Source organism: Micromonospora sp. DSM 43699, assembly GCF_055517075.1.
Window position 1 is genome coordinate 1 of record NZ_JBTMMT010000043.1, and the last position, 16,838, is coordinate 16,838.

Annotated in this window: 12 protein-coding genes; 7 read left to right on the forward strand and 5 right to left on the reverse strand. The window is 72.8% G+C overall.

The annotated features are described in order from the left end of the window. Window positions 1-4: 4 nt before the first annotated feature. Window positions 5-520 (reverse strand): acyl-CoA thioesterase, encoded by a 516-nt coding sequence (locus AC0AIB_RS20255; RefSeq protein ID WP_328339967.1) that lies wholly within the window; start codon window positions 518-520, stop codon window positions 5-7. A gap of 23 nt (window positions 521-543) precedes the next feature. Here AC0AIB_RS20255 and AC0AIB_RS20260 point away from each other — a divergent pair, with 23 nt between their 5' ends. Beyond that, a complete protein-coding gene (locus AC0AIB_RS20260; protein ID WP_465097248.1) occupies window positions 544-1,218 on the forward strand; it encodes a hypothetical protein in 675 nt (224 codons plus the stop codon). A 145-nt stretch (window positions 1,219-1,363) separates the two neighbouring features. Here AC0AIB_RS20260 and AC0AIB_RS20265 read toward each other — a convergent pair whose 3' ends face one another. Together AC0AIB_RS20265 and AC0AIB_RS20270 are read right to left on the reverse strand one after the other, a co-directional pair. After that, complete coding sequence (locus tag AC0AIB_RS20265; RefSeq protein ID WP_465097249.1) at window positions 1,364-1,543, reverse strand: DUF397 domain-containing protein; 180 nt, start codon at window positions 1,541-1,543, stop codon at window positions 1,364-1,366. Then, a complete protein-coding gene (locus AC0AIB_RS20270) occupies window positions 1,533-2,381 on the reverse strand; it encodes a DUF5753 domain-containing protein (RefSeq protein ID WP_465097250.1) in 849 nt (282 codons plus the stop codon). Before AC0AIB_RS20270 ends, AC0AIB_RS20265 begins: the two co-directional genes overlap by 11 nt. Before the next feature lie 350 nt (window positions 2,382-2,731). Between AC0AIB_RS20270 and AC0AIB_RS20275 the strand changes: the two genes are divergently transcribed. The 4 genes from AC0AIB_RS20275 (at window position 2,732) to AC0AIB_RS20290 (ending at window position 7,140) form a co-directional block, all read left to right on the forward strand. Then, entirely contained in the window at window positions 2,732-3,880 is a 1,149-nt protein-coding gene (locus tag AC0AIB_RS20275) for a helix-turn-helix domain-containing protein (protein ID WP_465097251.1), read from the forward strand. A gap of 90 nt (window positions 3,881-3,970) precedes the next feature. After that, entirely contained in the window at window positions 3,971-4,255 is a 285-nt protein-coding gene (locus AC0AIB_RS20280) for a type II toxin-antitoxin system Phd/YefM family antitoxin (RefSeq protein WP_396851559.1), read from the forward strand. Next, window positions 4,252-4,506: a Txe/YoeB family addiction module toxin gene (locus AC0AIB_RS20285; protein ID WP_465097252.1), complete on the forward strand. Its 255-nt coding sequence runs from the start codon at window positions 4,252-4,254 to the stop codon at window positions 4,504-4,506. The genes AC0AIB_RS20280 and AC0AIB_RS20285 overlap by 4 nt, the downstream gene beginning before the upstream one ends. Before the next feature lie 57 nt (window positions 4,507-4,563). Further along, a complete protein-coding gene (locus AC0AIB_RS20290) occupies window positions 4,564-7,140 on the forward strand; it encodes a helix-turn-helix transcriptional regulator (RefSeq protein WP_465097253.1) in 2,577 nt (858 codons plus the stop codon). An 86-nt stretch (window positions 7,141-7,226) separates the two neighbouring features. Here the strand turns inward: AC0AIB_RS20290 and AC0AIB_RS20295 are convergent, their stop codons facing one another. Then, window positions 7,227-8,651 carry a thrombospondin type 3 repeat-containing protein gene (locus AC0AIB_RS20295; RefSeq protein ID WP_465097254.1) on the reverse strand — a complete coding sequence of 475 codons (1,425 nt, stop codon included), beginning with the start codon at window positions 8,649-8,651 and terminating at the stop codon, window positions 7,227-7,229. A gap of 227 nt (window positions 8,652-8,878) precedes the next feature. Beyond that, window positions 8,879-10,042 (reverse strand): acyl-CoA dehydrogenase family protein, encoded by a 1,164-nt coding sequence (locus AC0AIB_RS20300; protein ID WP_465097255.1) that lies wholly within the window; start codon window positions 10,040-10,042, stop codon window positions 8,879-8,881. A gap of 247 nt (window positions 10,043-10,289) precedes the next feature. Here AC0AIB_RS20300 and AC0AIB_RS20305 point away from each other — a divergent pair, with 247 nt between their 5' ends. Next, on the forward strand, window positions 10,290-11,717 hold the full coding sequence (locus AC0AIB_RS20305; protein WP_328339978.1) for a UDP-glucose dehydrogenase family protein: 1,428 nt from the start codon (window positions 10,290-10,292) through the stop codon (window positions 11,715-11,717). Window positions 11,718-11,875: 158 nt separating this feature from the next. Further along, entirely contained in the window at window positions 11,876-16,768 is a 4,893-nt protein-coding gene (locus AC0AIB_RS20310) for an SCO7613 C-terminal domain-containing membrane protein (RefSeq protein WP_465097256.1), read from the forward strand. Window positions 16,769-16,838 lie beyond the last annotated feature (70 nt).

Genomic DNA, 16,838 nt, shown 5'->3' on the forward strand with positions numbered 1-16,838 from the left:
GGGGTCAGGAGGCGCGGTGGGCTTGGATGGCGCGGCGTTTGGCCAGGCGGTGGGCGCGGCGGATTTCCGCCTCCTTGTAGCGGCGGTGGTCGTCGGGGGTTTCCGGGAGGACTGGGCGGACCGGGCGGGGGGCGCCGGCTACGTCCACGCCGACGAAGACGAGGTAGGCCGTGGCCACCCGGACGGGTTCGTCCTCGGCCGAGTCCCAGCGCTCGGCGACCACCTTCACACCCACCTCCATCGAGGTGTTGCCGGTCCAGTTGACCTGGGCGTGGGCGTGCACCAGGTCACCCACCCGGACGGGTTCGGAGAACACGATCTCGTCGATCGAGGCGGTCACCGCCGTGCCGCCGCTGTGCCGGGCCGCCGCCGCGCCGGCCACGTCGTCGACGAACTTCATCAACACCCCACCGTGCACGGTTCCGTACAGATTGACATCGACAGCGGTCATGATGCGACTCAGCGTGACCCGGGAGTACGACGTCGGCTTGCCGGCAGGGGTGGTGGGGTGCTCGGTCATGGCAGAAACGGTACGGTGCGCCAATGCGACATCTCTGGAGCTTCCTCGCCGGGTTGGTGGTGGCACCCGTCACGTGGGTGCTGATCACTCTCGGGCAGGACGGGTCGGGCCGGACCGTGGACCGCTGGGTGGAGATCGGCACGTACAGCACGGCCAACCTGATCGAGCCGGCCGTCTACCTCGGCGTCGCCGGCATCCTGCTCGGCCTGGTCGGCACGCTGCGCACCTCACCGGCCGGCCCGCTCGTCGCCGGGCTGCTGCTGATCACCCCGTACGTCGGGATGTTCATCGCACCGTTCACCGTGCTCGACCGGATCCCGACCGGCTGGAAGGTGCTCGGCGACCCGCTGCCGCTGCGCCAGCCGGTGCAGAACGGCACCCTGTTCCTGATCGGTCTGCTGCTGCTGATGGCCGTGTTCAGCGCCCAGCGGTGGCGGCGCTGGCCGCAACCGGTGATGGGGACGGAATCGGCCCCGGCCGACTACGACAACCTGCCGCCGCCCAGCTACGCCACGAGCGACTGGCCGCCGGCCGGTCCGCCCGCCCGCAGCGAGCCGGACACCGCGCCGCTCACCCTCGGCTACCCGGAACTGGACACCCCCACCGAGCCACTGCCCCGGCGGACCGGCACCGAGTCGCCGTGGTCCGCGCCGCCGCGCTACGGCGCGAAGCCGGAGAACAGCACCGAGAACCGTTGACCGCCGTCGGGTGGGCCGGCAGGACCGGCCCACCCGAGCCGACCCATCTACTCGCCAAGGTTGAGGGCGGCCACTGCAACGAGGTGCAGCGACGGGCGGCAGGTCAACCGCCGTCCTGCCGTCGCCGGATGGCAGGCCAGAGCAGTCAGTGCGACACCTTGAAGCCGCTGATGAACGCATCCCAGACGGCAGGCTCGAAGCTCAGCGTGCCGGCGTCGGGGGCCTTGGAGTCGCGGACGTCGACCTGCGCGCCCCGATCCCGCACCTCGACACACTGGCCGTTGTTGCCGGACCGGCTCGACGTGCGCCAGGCGTTACGTTCCATGCTCGCTCAACTCCCTGATGAACTTGATCGACTCGGCGGGCGACCTCGCCAGTGTCTTCAGATTGTCGTACGCCGCCGACAGTCGCGCCAGGTCGCGGCTCGACTCCAGGAACAGTTCACCGGCAAGGGTTTCGATGTAGCCCAACGGCGGGTCGTCCGGCTCGAAGGCGAGCAGGGCGAAGCCGCTGCTGATGGCCAGATGAGCGCCGGCCTCGAAGCGCAATACCTGGATCGTGACGTTCTGCAGCCGGCTCAGCGTGACCAGGTGGTGGAGTTGCTCGCGCAGCACATCCGGGCCGCCCACCTCGGTCCGCACCGAAGCCTCGGAGAGGATCGCGTGCATCCGCAGCGGTGTCGGCTTGCGGTGCAGGACCTCTTGGCGGGTCATCCGGGCGGCGACCCGCTGTTTGATCCCCTCCGGGTCGGTCTCCCGGCCGATGACGTTGACCTCGCGGGCGTACGCCTCGGTCTGCAGTAGACCGGGCACCAGCATCGGCTCGAAGTTCTTGAGCTCGACGGCTTCGGTCTCGTACGCGATGTAGGTGGCGTACTTGCCGCCGAGCCGCTGCCACCAGCCCTCCTCACGCAGGCCACGGGCCTGCTCCAACAGGGAGATGCCGGCTTCACTGTCAATCTTGACGCCGTAGGTGACCAGTAGCTCCATGACGTCCCCGGCACGAAGCTTGATCTCGCCGGACTCGATCCGGCTGATCCGGGACGACGAGCAGCAGACGATCTCTGCCGCCCGATCGCCGGTCAGCCCCTTTGCCTCGCGGAGCTTACGCAGCTCCCGGCCGAGTCGGCGAGATCGTGGCGTTGCGGGAGTGAATCGAGACATGCACACATCGTCACCCAGCATCACCAGATTGTCACCCCTAACCTGAGGAGCATCAACCCGACAGGGAACTTAGGCTTGCGCGGCATCACTTGATGGGGGACTCTAGTTACGCGCTGAACACGCTCCGCAACGTCCACAGTCAAGTGCGTGACGGGAGCACGCCAGCGTCCCGCCCTTGGCATGCCAGAAAGTGAGGATGCTGTGGTTTCCGGAGTGGTGATGTTGGTGTTCGGTGGCCTGGTGCCGGGCTTTCTGGTCGGGTTGCTGGCGTTCCGGGTCAAGTCGAGGTGGTGTCCGCGCTGCGGGGAGTCCACCACCACCGCCGTCCACCCGCCGATAGGGCGGAACCGGTGACCCGCCCGATCCTGTCCGACGCCGACGAGTTGCCGATCGGCCGGCGGGTGGCCCGCTGGCGGGTGCGCCGCCGGATGACCCAGCAGATGCTCGCCGACCGCCTCGGCAAGTCCAAGAGCTGGGTGGACAAGGTCGAACGCGGCGTGCGCAGCCTCGACCGGTACTCGACCGTCCAGGAGATCGCCGAGGTGCTGCGCCTCGACCCGGCCGCCCTGCTCGACCCCCGCAGGCCGCTACCGGCCGTGACAGTCGGCCTCGACGGGGTCGACGCGGTCCGCGCCGCCCTGGCCCGCTACCACCACCGGCCCGCCCGGACGGTGTCGCCCGACGAGGTGCAACGGCACGTCGCGCATGCCTGGCTCACCTACCAGCATGCCCACTACACCCAGCTTCTCCGGGCCCTGCCCACCCTGCTCGACGCCGCCCACGCCACGCCGGGACTGCTGGTGTCCGCGTACCGGATCACCGCCTCGGTGCTGGTCAAGCTCGGGGAGGCCGACCTCGGTTGGCTCGCCGCCGACCGGGCCGTCGCTGCCGCCGTGGGCGACCCCGTCCGCGCCGGCACCGCCACCATCGCCGTAGCCCAGGCACTGCGCGCGCTCGGCCGCGACCGGCTCGCCCTCACCGCCGCCGTCGCCGCCATCGGCACCGCCGCCGACGACGCGGTACGGGGAACGCTGTTCCTCCAGGCCGCGCTGGCCGCCGCCGGCTGCGGCGACGGCCGCCGCGCCGACCACCTGATCGACCACGCCACCGTTCTCGCCGACCGGTGTACGAGCGACGACGACCCGCACCACACCGCATTCGGCCCCGTCGCCGTGCTGCTGGCCCGATTCCTCACCGCCCAACGTCTCGGTGACACGGCCGAGGCCGTCTACCGCCACGAGAAGGCCATCGGCCGCGACGACTGGCGTCGGCTCCCCGTCGAGCATCGGGCCGCGCACCTCGTCGACGCCGCCCGCGCCTACCTCGACGCCGGTGACCCCACCGCCGCCGGTCGTACGCTGGTCGACGCCGACGCCATCGCGCCCGCCGAGGTCCGCTACCGCCCCGCCGCGCGTACCCTCGTCGCCGAGATCGCCCGCAGCGGCCCGCCAGCCGCCGGCGTGGCCCGCCTCGCCACCCTCGTCGGCCTCACCCGCTGACCCGCCAGCAGCCTCCTGCCGCCGGGTAGACGGCTGACACCGACAACGCCCGGTTGTACAATTTCTTGTACGCCATGCTCGGGAGGCCTCATGCGCACCGTCCCTTACTCAGAAGTCCGGCAGAACCTGGCCAAGATGCTCGACCACGTTGTGGACGACGCAGAGGAAGTGGTGGTCACCCGCTCCGGCCGTGAGGCCGCCGTGATCATCTCGCTGCGTGAGTACGAGTCACTGAAGGAGACTGCGTACCTGATGGCCAGCCCCGCCAATGCGCGCCGCCTGAACGAAGCCGTCGAGGAGCTGCGCAACGGGGGCGGGGAGATGCACGACCTGATCGACCCCGACGCCGGTCCGGGCGAGGCGTCGGCAGCGTGAAGGTCCAGTTAGCCAGCCGAGGGTGGGAGGACTACCTGGCCTGGCAGCGGGACCGCCCGATGCTCAAGCGGGTGAACACCCTGATCGAGGACATTCGACGCAACGGCCACCAGGGCATCGGCAAGCCGGAGCAGCTCCGGGGCAGCTGGTCGGGATTCTGGTCGAGGCGCATCGATCAGGAACACCGCTTGGTGTATCGGATCGTTGACGACACAGTGCAGATAGCGCAGTGCCGCTACCACTACGAGTGAATCAGCCGCCCCTCGACAAGGTGTCAGTACCACCGGGGGGTGGGAGATGATCCCGGCATGACGATGGTCGGCCGGGCCCGGGAGTTCAGCGACGTCCTCGCCGCGGTGCACGATCCGCAGACGGATGTGGTCCTGGTGACCGGCGAGGCCGGCGTGGGCAAGTCCCGGCTGCTCGACGCCGTGTCCACGGCTCTCCCTGCCGTCCGCGCCTGGGGCACGCGAGGGCTGTCGCACGTCCCGCTGGCGGCTCTGGCGCACCTGGTCGACCCGGCGACGACGTCACTCGCGGAGATGGTCGCCCAGGTGCTCCGGGCGGTCCCGGCCGGAGCTGTGCTCGCGGTCGACGACCTGGATGGCTGCGACGAGGTCTCCCTGGCTGTCGCGGTGCGGGTCGCCCGCGACGCCGGTCGCACCCTGGTCGGTACGGTGCGGACCGCCGACGGTCGGGTGCCGCCCGCCGTGGCCGAACTCGCGGCGTCGTCGAGCATCGTGCTGCTGCCGATCGCGCCGTTCGACCGGACAGCGACGGAGCAGCTCGTCGACGCGCTGCTCGACGGCCCGGTGGACGCCGGGGTGGTCGACGACGTGTGGCGCCGGACCGGCGGGAACGCCCTGTTCGTCACCCAGTTGCTCGACGGCGCGCGGCGCTCCGGCGCGTTGCACCGTTCGGCGGTCGGCTGGCACGCCGTCGGGCCGCTGCCGGTCCCCACCGGGCTGCGCAGCCTCCTGCCGACCCGCCTGGCGGGCCTGCCCGACGACGCCGTCGCCGCCGCCCGCTTCCTGGCCGCCACCGGCCGGGCGCACGACGACGAGGTCGCACAGGCCGGGCACCTCGCCGGAACCGAGCACCTGGTCACCCACGGGATCGCGGTCTGGACGGCGGAGACCGCGCGGTTCGTCCACCCGTTGTTCGCCGAGGTGCTGTGGGACGGGCTGTCGCCGGCCCGTCGGCGGGCGGTGCTCCGCGAGCACCTCGCGGTCGCCCGGACCCTCGCGCCGCACGACCACGTGCGGTGCACCGTGCTGAGCCTGGACGCCGGAGAGGCCGCGGAGCCGGGGCCGCTGCTGGCCGCAGCGCGGCTCGCCGCCGTGGGCGGCGCGACAGACGTCGCGGTACGGCTGGCCCGGGCGTGCCTCGACCGGGTCCCCGAGGTCTGGACCACCCACCCTGAGGTCGCCGTCGGTGCCGCCCTCGTCCTCGCGGTCAACCTCTGGGAGACCGGGCGTGCCGACGAGGCCGTGGCCGTCCTGCGCGACGCGCTGGACCACAGCCCACCCGGCAGGGACGCCGCCCTGCTCGCCGTGACCCTGCACAAGGTGATCCTCTGGGGCCGCTACGACCTGCCCGCTGCCCGGGAGGTGCTGCGGCAGCAGTCCGCCCGGTATCCCGCCGGTGCGCCGGTCGCCGCCCTGTTCGCGGTCGCCGAGGCCGACGCCCTGGCATACGCCGGTTTCCCGGACGAGGCGCTGGCCCTCGCGTCCGTCATCGGGGACGACGCCACGCTGCCGCTGCCGGTCCGGACCATGCTGGCGACGAGCCGCAGCAACGCCCTGGCCCACATCGGACGGACAGGCGAGGCGGTCGCCGTCGTCGAGGAGCTGCTCGACCAGGTCACGGCCGCCGGGCCGGAGGCGACCGCCGGGACCCGCGACAAACTGCTCGTGTACGCGAGCCACGCGCTGCGCGAGCACGGTCGACTCGACGACGCGGCACAGACCGCCGAGCGGGCGTACCACAGCGCGCTGGCCGACGGTGTGGTCTTCGAGCGCGCCTGGGCCGCCGTGTGCGTCGGCGCGGCCCGGCTGCAGGCGGGGTACCTGGACGATGCGACGCTCTGGGCGCGGCGGAGCCTCGTGACCTCGGTGGCCGCCGGGATGACCGACTGCACCCGGGTCTGCCTGTCCGTGCTGACCGTGGCCCACGGCTCACGCGGCCTGACCCCGGATCCGGCGTGGGTGACCCACCTGCGCTCGCCAGAGGCGGGCCTGGGGTTCCTGCGCCACACCGTCCCGATCGCGCTGGGCTGGGCTGCGTACGCCGAGGGTCAGCACGCCCTGGCCTGCGACCTGCTGCGGCGGGGCCAGGCCAGAGCCGCGCAGGAAAGGGCGGTGGCAGCCGAGTCCTGGATCCTGCACGAGCGCCTCCGGATGCACGACGACACCGGGGTACGCGCCCGGCTGACTGCGCTCGCCGTCGGGTCCCCGGTCGGCGCGGCGCGGCTGGCCCTGGCCACCGGGCTGGAACGCGCCCGCCCCGAGACCCTGCTGGAGGCCGCGGCGGCCTTCGAGGCCGTCGGTTCGCCCCTGTACGCGGCAGAGGCCGCAGCGGCGGCGGCCCGGTGCGCGTCCGGTCGGGCCGCGGCTGCGGCCCGACGACGGGCCGACGAGCTTGCGCACGAGGTGGGTGACCCGCCCACCCCCCTGCTGGGCCGGTCACCCGTGCCCGTCGACCCGCTGACCTCCCGTGAGCGCCTCGTCGCCGAGCTGGCTGCGGGCGGGGCGACGAACGCCGAGATCGCCGAGCGCCTGGTCCTGTCGGTGCGGACGGTGGAGAACCACCTGTCCCGTGCCTATGCGAAGCTCGGGATCACCTCCCGGGGTGACCTCGCCCGGTACGGGATTGCGAACCGGTAGTCACCCTGTCCGGTGGCGGTGCGATCGTCCGGTGGCGGTGCGGCGGACGTCTGCGACGACGGCCGCACCGCCACCGGACAGCGGTCTCAGCAGGTACCGCCGCCGGCGCCGCAGCCTCCGCTGCCGGGGGCCCCGCCGCCGGTCGCCCCCTCGAGCGGATTGGGCAGATCGGGGCGGGTCTCCGGCATGGCGGTGTTCCAGCCGGCCCCGACGACCATCGCCCCGACGTGGGTGCTGATGTCGTCACCCGAGAACAGGGAGATCAGGTCCCGGTGGCGCAGGGCCGCCTTGACGTCGTCGTCGGTCAGGACGCCGATCACGGAGGGTGCGTCCTGGACCGGGGTGACCGTCGTGCCCTTCATCGTGAGCAGCTTCTTGAGCGCGGCGGCCGCCTCCTTGTGCGAGAGCCAGGCCGTGCCGGGCAGGGCCGGGCCGGTCCCCTCGTCGCCGGTGGTCATCGCATCGGTGCAGTTCTCACCCTTGGCGTCGCACTTCTGGGTTTTGGTGGTCGAGGAGGTCTCCTTGCCGTTCTTGTCGACCGTCCGCTCGGTGTGGGTCTTCGTCGTCCCGGTGGTCTTGCCGTCCTTGTCGCGCTCGTAGTCGGTGGTGTCCTTCGTGATCGTCGTGCTGCCGTCCTTGTTTCCCTTGTGGACGGTGTCCGTCTCCTTGACGACGTTCCCGTTCTGGTCGCGCTGCGTCCGCTCGGTGTGGTATCTGCCGCTCAGGTCGTAGTACGCCTCGTCGGTCGACTCCCCTGCCTTGTTCAGCTCCGGGTCGTAGTACTCGGTCCGGCTGCTCGACGTGCACAGCTCCTCGCACCCCGGCGTGCCGGGAAAGGTCCTCGACGAGGACCCGTCGCCGTACTCCGTGACCCTCGTCTCCTTGTCGGTGCTCGTGTTCTTCTCGCCGCCGTGGCCGGCCGCCCACCAGGCGGTCACGCCGTCGTACGCGCCGTACCAGCTGCCGTTGAACCGGCCGAGGTCGATCCCCAGATCCTTGCCTGCGCTGTCGAGGGTCAGGCCGAAGGTCAGGCCGGTCTTCCACGGCGCTTCGACGCCGAGGCCCTTGAGTAGCCCGTCGTCGATCCCGGCGAGCGCGAGGCTGCCCCTACGGGTGGGAATCCCGAAGACCTGCGGCGGAAGGCTCGGCTCGCCACCCCCGGGCAGGTCCTGCAGGTGGAGCCACTTCTTTTCGAGGCCCTTGACGATGTCCTCCGGGAACACGGCCCAGGTGCCGTACCCGAGCGCATAGGTCGGCAGCTTCCCGTCGATCGTCTTGTCCAGGACAAGGGACAGCGGCGGGGTGCTGGCCGGGTCGAGCGGGTCGTAGCCGAGGGCGGTCTCGTCGGCGTCGGCCACACCGTCGCCGTCGGAGTCCACCACCCCCACCGCCAGATAGCAGGCGGACAGGTCGCACACCCGCAGGTCGGAGAGCTTGTCGCCGCCTCGACCGGCGTCGGCGTCGGCCGACGAGACGAGGATCGTAGGGAGCAGAAGGGCACCAAAGGTCAAGGTCGTCAGTGCGCGGCGGAACCACGTACTGGAGGTGAGAACAGGCTGAGAGGACATCATGAGGGCGAACCTAAGGAACCGTCGCAGGAACGGCCTGAGTGGTGCGTACTCAAAACGTGCGCCGCACCGCGCCATGATCGCCGCACACCTACTTCACACGTTCCTGGTCAGGTGCGAGGTTCTGCTGCCGTCCCGGTGGCCGCAGAGGAAACTGCGGAAACGGACGGTCAGTCCTTGAGAAGTTGGCGGGCCATGACGATGCGTTGGACCTGGTTGGTGCCTTCGTAGATCTGGGTGATCTTGGCGTCGCGCATCATCCGCTCGACGGGGTAGTCGCGGGTGTAGCCGTACCCGCCCAGCAACTGCACCGCGTCGGTGGTGATCTCCATCGCCGCGTCCGACGCGAAACACTTGGCCGCCGCACCGAAGTAGGTCAGGTCGGCGTCGCCGCGCTCGGACTTCCCGGCGGCGGTGTAGGTGAGTTGGCGGGCCGCCTCCAGCTTCATGCCCATGTCGGCGAGCATGAACTGCACGCCCTGGAACTCCGCGACCGCCTTGCCGAACTGCTTACGCTCCCGCACGTAACCCTTGGCGTAGTCGAGTGCGCCCTGGGCGATCCCGACGGCCTGGGCGGCGATCGTCACCCGGGTGTGGTCCAGGGTCCGCATCGCGGTGCCGAACCCGGTCCCCGGCTCACCGATGATCCGGTCGGCCGGAATCCGCACGTTGTCGAGGTAGACCTCCCGGGTCGGGGAGCCCTTGATACCGAGCTTCTTCTCCGGCGCGCCGAAGCTGACCCCCGGGTCGGACTTCTCCACCACGAACGCCGAGATCCCCCGGGACCGGGCGGCCGGGTCGGTCACCGCGAACACCGTGTAGAACTCCGAGACACCGGCGTTGGTGATCCACCGCTTCACCCCGTTGAGCACCCAGTGATCACCGTCACGCACCGCCCGGGTGCTCATCGACGCCGCGTCACTGCCCGCCTCCGGCTCCGACAGGCAGTACGAGAACATCCCCTCACCGGCGGCCACCGGGGTCAGGTAACGCCGCTTCAACTCCTCGGAGCCGGCCAGGATCAGCGGCATCGTGCCCAGCTTGTTCACCGCCGGGATCAACGACGACGACGCGCAGGCCCGCGCCACCTCCTCGATCACGATCGCGGTGGCCAGGGCATCCGCACCGGCCCCGCCGTACTCGACCGGGACGTGCGGGGCGTGGAAGTCGGCGGCCCGCAACGCGTCGTACGACGACCGGGGGAACTCACCGGTCTCGTCGGCCTCCGCCGCGTACGGTGCGACCTTCGCGGCACAGACCGCGCGGACCGCCTCGCGGATCGCGTCGTGCTCCTCGGGCAACCGGTAGACGTCGAACGTCTGCTCTGCGGCCATGTCGACCCTCCCATTTCACCGCTATCATGCGCAGTCTGTGACGTCCTGCCGGCCGCCGACTGCCGCAGAATGAAGAATAGCCATCGCGACCCCTGCCATGTTACCGACAGGTAGGATCACGCCGCACGGCCCCCGGAAGCGCACAACTACGCTGACAGGACGACAGGTTTTCCATCGGTGCCGGGCCAGGCGCCGCAGCCGATTGCGACGCAGTGAAGCGCCGCCAGCGCGAGCGGAGAAGACAGGCGTGACGATCCCGTACCCGAACATCCAGCCGGCGCCGACCATCTCCCCGGTGACGCCCCCCTCGGGTGCGCCGCGTCCCCGGGTGACCTTCCTGGGCACCGGCTACCTCGGCGCGACGTACGCCATCTGCTACGCCGAGCTGGGCTACGAGGTCCTCGGCTTCGACGTCGACGCCGACAAGATCGCCAAGCTGAACGCGGGCGAGGTGCCGATCCACGAGCCGGGCCTCGACGAGCTGCTGCGGCGCAACCTGGCCGCCGGCCGGCTGCGGTTCTCGACCGACATCGCCGAGACCGCCGAGTTCGGCGACGTGCACTTCATCTGCGTCGGCACCCCGCAGCGGGCCGACGGCATGGGCGCCGACCTGTCGTACGTCGAGGCGTCGGTGACCGCCCTGGCCCAGCACCTGACCCGCAAGGCGCTTATCGTCGGCAAGTCCACCGTGCCGGTGGGCACCGCCGAGTGGGTGGAGCAGCTCGTCGGCAAGCACACCCCGGCCGACCTGGCCGTCGAGGTGGCCTGGAGCCCCGAGTTCCTCCAGGAGGGCTTCGCCGTCGACGACGTGCTGCGCCCCAACCGGATCGTGGTCGGCGTCAAGAGCGAGTGGGCCAACGCCATGCTCTACGCCGCCCACAAGGGCGTCTTCGACCTGGCCGCCACCGAGGACCGGGAGGTCCCGCTGGTGGTCACCGACTTCGCCACCGCCGAGCTGGTCAAGGTCGCCGCGAACGCCTTCCTGGCCACCAAGATCTCCTTCATCAACGCGATGGCCGAGGTCTGCGAGGCAAGCGGCGGCGACGTCACCCAGCTCGCCCGCGCCATCGGCTACGACCCGCGGATCGGCAACCGGTTCCTCCAGGCCGGCCTCGGCTTCGGCGGCGCCTGCCTGCCCAAGGACATCCGCGCCTTCCAGGCCCGCGCCCAGGAGCTCGGCGCCGGCGAGGCGCTGCGCTTCCTGCACGAGGTGGACCTGATCAACCTGCGCCGCCGGACCAGGGTCCTCCAACTCGCCGCCGACCTGCTCGGCCGTCGCTCCGGCCCGGCCGGCCCGGACTTCTCCGGCACCCGGGTCGCGGTGCTCGGCGCGACCTTCAAGCCCAACACCGACGACGTCCGCGACGCCCCCGCGCTCGCGGTCGCCGCACTGCTCGCCAAGGCCGGCGCCGACGTGCACGTGTACGACCCACAGGGCACCGAGAACGCCCGCCGGGTCGCCCCCGAGCTGGTCTACGAGGCCAGCGTGAACGACGCGGTCTCCGGTGCCGACCTGGTCTGCGTACTCACCGAGTGGGCCGACTTCCGCAACGCCGACCCGGTCGTCCTCGGTGAGCTGGTCGCCGGCCGCAAGGTCGTCGACGGGCGCAACTGCCTCGACGCCGCACTGTGGACCCAGGCCGGCTGGGAGTACCGGGGCATGGGCCGCCCCTGACGCCTGCCGCGACGCGCCGGTGCGGGGATTGACGATCCCCGCACCGGCGCGTTTTTGTTACCCGCAACGCAACGGTAGGTGTCGAAATCCACGCCCGCTCAGGGCATGCTGCGTGGGGACGGCGTCCACAGTGCGGCCGGCCGGGGTGGAGGGATGTCGTGGAGAGCTTCCAGTGCTCCTCGTGCGGGCGGCAGATCAAGCCGGCGGCCCGCTGCCCCAACTGTGGGGCCGAGCAGCCGCAGTGGCGCGAGCACCTGGCCGGGATCGAACGCTCCATCGCCGAGATGAAGGCCCGCGAGGCCGAGATCGCCCGGGAGCAGCGACAGATCGCCGCCAAGATGCAGGCCGCCCTCTTCCAGCGGGACACCCTCGCCCACGCCGGCGAGGAACGCATCAAGCAGGCCACCCGGCCACGCCGGGTGCTCCGCCGCAAGGCGGGCCGCCGACCACCGACCGCCGCCACCGGAGCGCCACCCAAGGTGCCCCGGCAGGGCACCGCCGCCGGCCCGGACGAGCCGCCGCTCCCACCGCCCTACCGGACGGCCACCTGGCTCGGCGCAGACAACCCGGAGCATCCGGCGGAGGCCTCCTCCCGGGAGGTGCAGAACATCCCGCTCGGGTTGGGCGCGCTGGTGCTGGCGGTGGCCGCGGTGGTCTTCGCCGCCGTCGCGACCAGCTCGATGGACGCCCTGGCCCGGCTCGGCATCCTGCTCATCGCCACCGTCCTGCTGCTGCTCGCCCCACCGGTGCTCGCCAAGCGGGGGCTGACCTCCACCGCCGAGACGATCGCCACGGTCGGTCTGCTGCTGGTGCCGCTGGCCGGGTACGCGCTGTGGGCGGTGGACCGGATCGGCGCCTCCGGGGCGGTCTTCTCCGGGATGATCTTCGCGTTGACCACCGGGGTCGCCCTCGCCTACGCGGTCGGCACCGGTCTGCGGTCCCCCCGGTTCGCGGCGGTGCTGGCCGCCCAGCCCGTGGTGCCGTTGCTCGCCCACGGCTGGATCAGCGGCCCGACCGGCTGGGCGGTGGTGTTCACCCTCGTGGCCGTGCTCGACCTCGGGCTGGTCCGCTCCGGCATCATGCGGGAACGACAGGCCCGACCGGAACCCGCCGCCCCCGGTCCCGCCACGCCGCCCCGGCAGCGGGTCGCCCCGGACGGCCGGCCGGAGGGGGATCCCGAGGAGTCGGCCGAGGTGCTCGACGGCACGGCGGCCACCCCGAGCGGCGCGCACCGGGCGGTGCCCGGGCTACCCGAGACGACCTGGCTGCTGCACGGGGTGGCGGTGGCGCTCGCCCTGGCGTACGCGGTCACCGCCCTGCTGCGGGTGCAGACCGTACCGGCGGCCACCGGGGCGGGTGCGGCGCTGCTGCTGGCCGCGGTGGTGGCCCTGGCCGGCACCCTGCTGCTGCGCCGCCCACCGCTGCCGGACGTGGGCGCCGGCATCCTCACCCTGGCCGCGATCGGCGCGCTGGGGCGGATCGCCGCGGTGGCCTTCCCCGGCCGGGCGCTGCTGTTGATCGCCGTGGTCATCACGCTGACCGGGCTGGCCGTGCGGGCCGTACCGGAAGCCGCCCGACGCGGGCCGCAGCTCGCCTCGGCCGCGGCGCTGACCGTCAGCGGCCTGGTGGTGGCCGGCGGTGCGCTGCGGGCCGGGCTGGCACCGGTGCAGGCGGCGCTGCCGGCCTGGCGGGCCGACCTGGCCCGGTTCCCCGCCGAGGTGACGGCCGCGGCCGGGCCGTCCGCCGGGCAGCTCGCCGCCAGCGCCCTGCTGCTCACCATCGCGGCGGTGCTGGCCCTGCCGCCCGAGATCCGCCGCGAGTTCGCGGTGGTCGGCGCGGGGCTGACCGCGCTGGCCGTACCCGCTTCGTTGGGCCTGGGCTGGGTGGCGGCACCCTGGCCGATGGTGCTGTCGGCGGTCGCGATCGGCGTCGCCGGGATCTCCGCCGGTACGACGCGGGCGGCCCTGGTGCACGCCGGCACCGCCACCGCCGTCGGGTTCGTCGGGGCCGGCGCCGCGCTGAGCCGACCGGCGGTGACCGCCGCCGCCCTGGCCGTACTGATGCTGGCGGGCGTGCTGGTGGCGCTCGCGCCCCGGGTGCGGATCGCCCCGGCCGCCGCCGACGTCGTCTCCGGGTGGGCGGCCGGTGGGGCGGCGTTCGCGCTGCCGGGCGCGGTCGCCGCATTCGTCGCGGCCACCGAGCCGTCCGGGCCGGTGCTCACCCCGGCGGTGCTGCGGGAGCTGACGGTGCCGATCCTGGCGGCGAGCTTCCTCGCCGTCTGCGTCACCCTCGGCTACGCGGCGATGATGCAGGTGTCGCAGCGACACCTGACCCTGCCGCACGCCGTCGGCACCGGGCTTGGCGCGTTGGCGGTGATCGGGGCCGCCTTCTTCGCCCCGGGCCGGACCGCCGCCGACCTCTGGCTCGGTGTGCTCGTGCTGATCGCCACCCTGCTGCTGCTCTTCGCCGGCCGGATCGACGCCGGCCGGCGCTCCGACCTCGCGCTGGACGGCGCCGACCTGGCCGCCGCCGCCGTCACCACGGCACTGATCGCCACCCTGGTCCGGATCACGGCGGTGATCTCCCCCGGCGGGCAGCTCGCGGTCGCCGCCGTGCTGGTGCTGGTGGTCGCCGTCGCCGCCCGGGCGATGCCCGAGGAGTGGCGGCGGGGGCCGGTGCTCGGCATCGCCGTCGGCGCCGCCCTGATCGGGGTGCTGGCCGGCTGGTCGGCGCTGCGCGGCGGGGTGGGTGTGCTGGCCACCCCGGGACCGCTCTGGGCCGGTGACCTCACCGGTTGGCCGGCCGCGCCGACCGGCGGCTCCACCTGGCAGGCCCCCGTCGCGTTGGCGCTGCTCGCGCTGGCCGCCGCGATCCTGCTCCCACCCCCCTGGAAGTACGACGTGGCGGGCGTCGGGGTGGTGCTGGCCACCATCGGCGTGCCGGCCGCCTTCGACCTGCCCTGGTGGTCGCCCGTCCTGGTGGGGCTGACCGTCGCCACCGGCTTCGGGATGGCCGCCGTGGCCTCCGCCGACCCGCGTGCCGGGCTGTCCCGGGCCGCCGTGGCCGGGGTGGTCGCGCTGCACGCCGCCGGGGCCGGGCTGGTGCGCCCGTGGACCACCGCGCTCGCCCTGGGCGGTATCGCGCTGATCGGCCTGACCGTGGCGGCGGTGGCCCGTTCCCTCGCCCCCTCGCTGGTGGAGGACGTCGAGACCGAGGGGATGCCGCCGCACCTGGTGCAGATCGGCGGGGCGGCGACGGCTGCCGCGCTGCTCGCGCTCCCCGGTGCGGTGGCCGCCCTGGCCGCCGAGTTCGGCCACTCCGCGCAGGTGTTGCTGACCGCCGCGTTGGCCGCGTCCAGCTTCGGGCTGGCCGCCGTGGCCGCCGTCCGCCGCCAGGTCCCGCAGTATCTGCCGTACGCGAGCGCGGCGATCACCGGCGGCGCCACCGTCAGCGCGGTGGCCGCCATCTTCGTCGACCTCCCGTCCGGGGTGTTCGCCGCCGCAGCGGCGCTACTCGGTGTCCTCGCCGAACTGGTCCGGGCGGCGACCGTACCGCCGGTCGGCTCCGCCCAACCGATGCGCCGCTGGGAGGTACTGCTGGACGGGGCACTGCGCCGGCTGCCTGACGACGGCACACAACGGCGCTGGCGGATCAGTCCCGCCGCCGGGGCGCTGGCCGCAGCGGCCGTGCCCACCGTGCTGGCCCTGGTCTCCCTCGCGCCGCTGCTCTTCGTGGCGCTGGTCGAGCCGTACCGGATGCTCGCCCACGTCTGGCAGGGCCCACCGCCGCAGCTGCGTACCGCACCGCCGGAGCTGGTCGACCCGACGCACGTGCTCACCGCTCTGCTGCTCACCGGCACCGCCGCGCTGGCCGCCACCGGTCTCAGTGGTGGACGTCGGTCCCGGGCGGTGCCGGTGGTGCTGCCCGGCCTGGCGGTGACGCTGCTGATCACGCCGATCGCCCTGGGTATGGCCTGGCCGGAGAACGCGTTGGCCGCCCTCGCCGTGTTCACCATCTCGATGCTGGGGCTCGCGTTGACCCCGCCGCCGCCGCTCGCCGAGCGGGCCCGGTCGCTGCGGCTGGCCCGGGTGCTGGTCTTCGCCATCGGGCTGGCCGGCGGCGGTGCCGGGCTGGCCGGCAGCCTGGCCAGCCGGGGACTGACCCTGTTCACCCTGGGCGGCGCGGTCGCCGTCGGGGTGATCGCCGCACTCTTCGGCACCACCGCACGGGCCCGCATCCTCGGTTGGCTGTTCGCCTCGCTGACGGCGCAACTCTTCGTGCTCACCGTCGGTCTGGTGGCCGGGTTCGCCGCCGTCTGGTCGGCGTTCGGGGTGCTCGCCGTAGGTGCGGTGTTGCAGGTCCTCGCCGCGACGCTGCCCCGGCTGCGCCGCCCCGAGGCGCAACGGGAGGCCGCCACGGTCGAGTGGAGCGGGTACGCCGCCGCACTCATCGCACTGGCCCTGGCGTTCGACTCCCCCCGCCACATCGCCGCCCTGCTCGCCGCCTGGGGTGCCGTACTCGGAGTCGCCGCCGCCCGGCCGGGACGGCGACCGGTGGAGCGGCGGATCCTCTTCTGGGCGGTGGTCGGCTGCGAGATCGTCGCCTGGTGGATCCTGATGCGGGTCGCCGACGTGGCGCTGCCGGAGGCGTACACGTTGCCGTTCGCGGCGCTCGCCCTGCTGGTCGGCCTCCTGGAGCTGCGCCAGCGCCCCGACCTTTCCAGCTGGGTGGCGTACGGCCCGGCGCTGGTCGCGGCGTTCGTGCCGACCCTGGCGATCGTGCTGGCCACCGACTCCAGCATGCTGCGCCAGGTGCTGCTGCTGCTCGGCGCGGTGGCGGTGCTGGTGTTCGGCTCGACCAGCCGGCAGCAGGCCCCGGTCATCGTCGGCGCGGCGGTGACAGCGATCGCAGCGGTGCACGCCCTGTTCAGCCTCGGGCCGTGGCTGATGCTCATTCCGGTCGGCCTGGTGCTGCTGGTGCTCGGGGCGAGCAACGAACGTCGCCGCCGTACCCAGGACAGGTTGCAGATGGCGCTGCGCGCGATGAGATAGATCGGAGGGTCACGGCGGGGTCGGACCGGGTCGGGCCGAGTCCGCCGGGTGGACGCGGGCGTTGACGCCC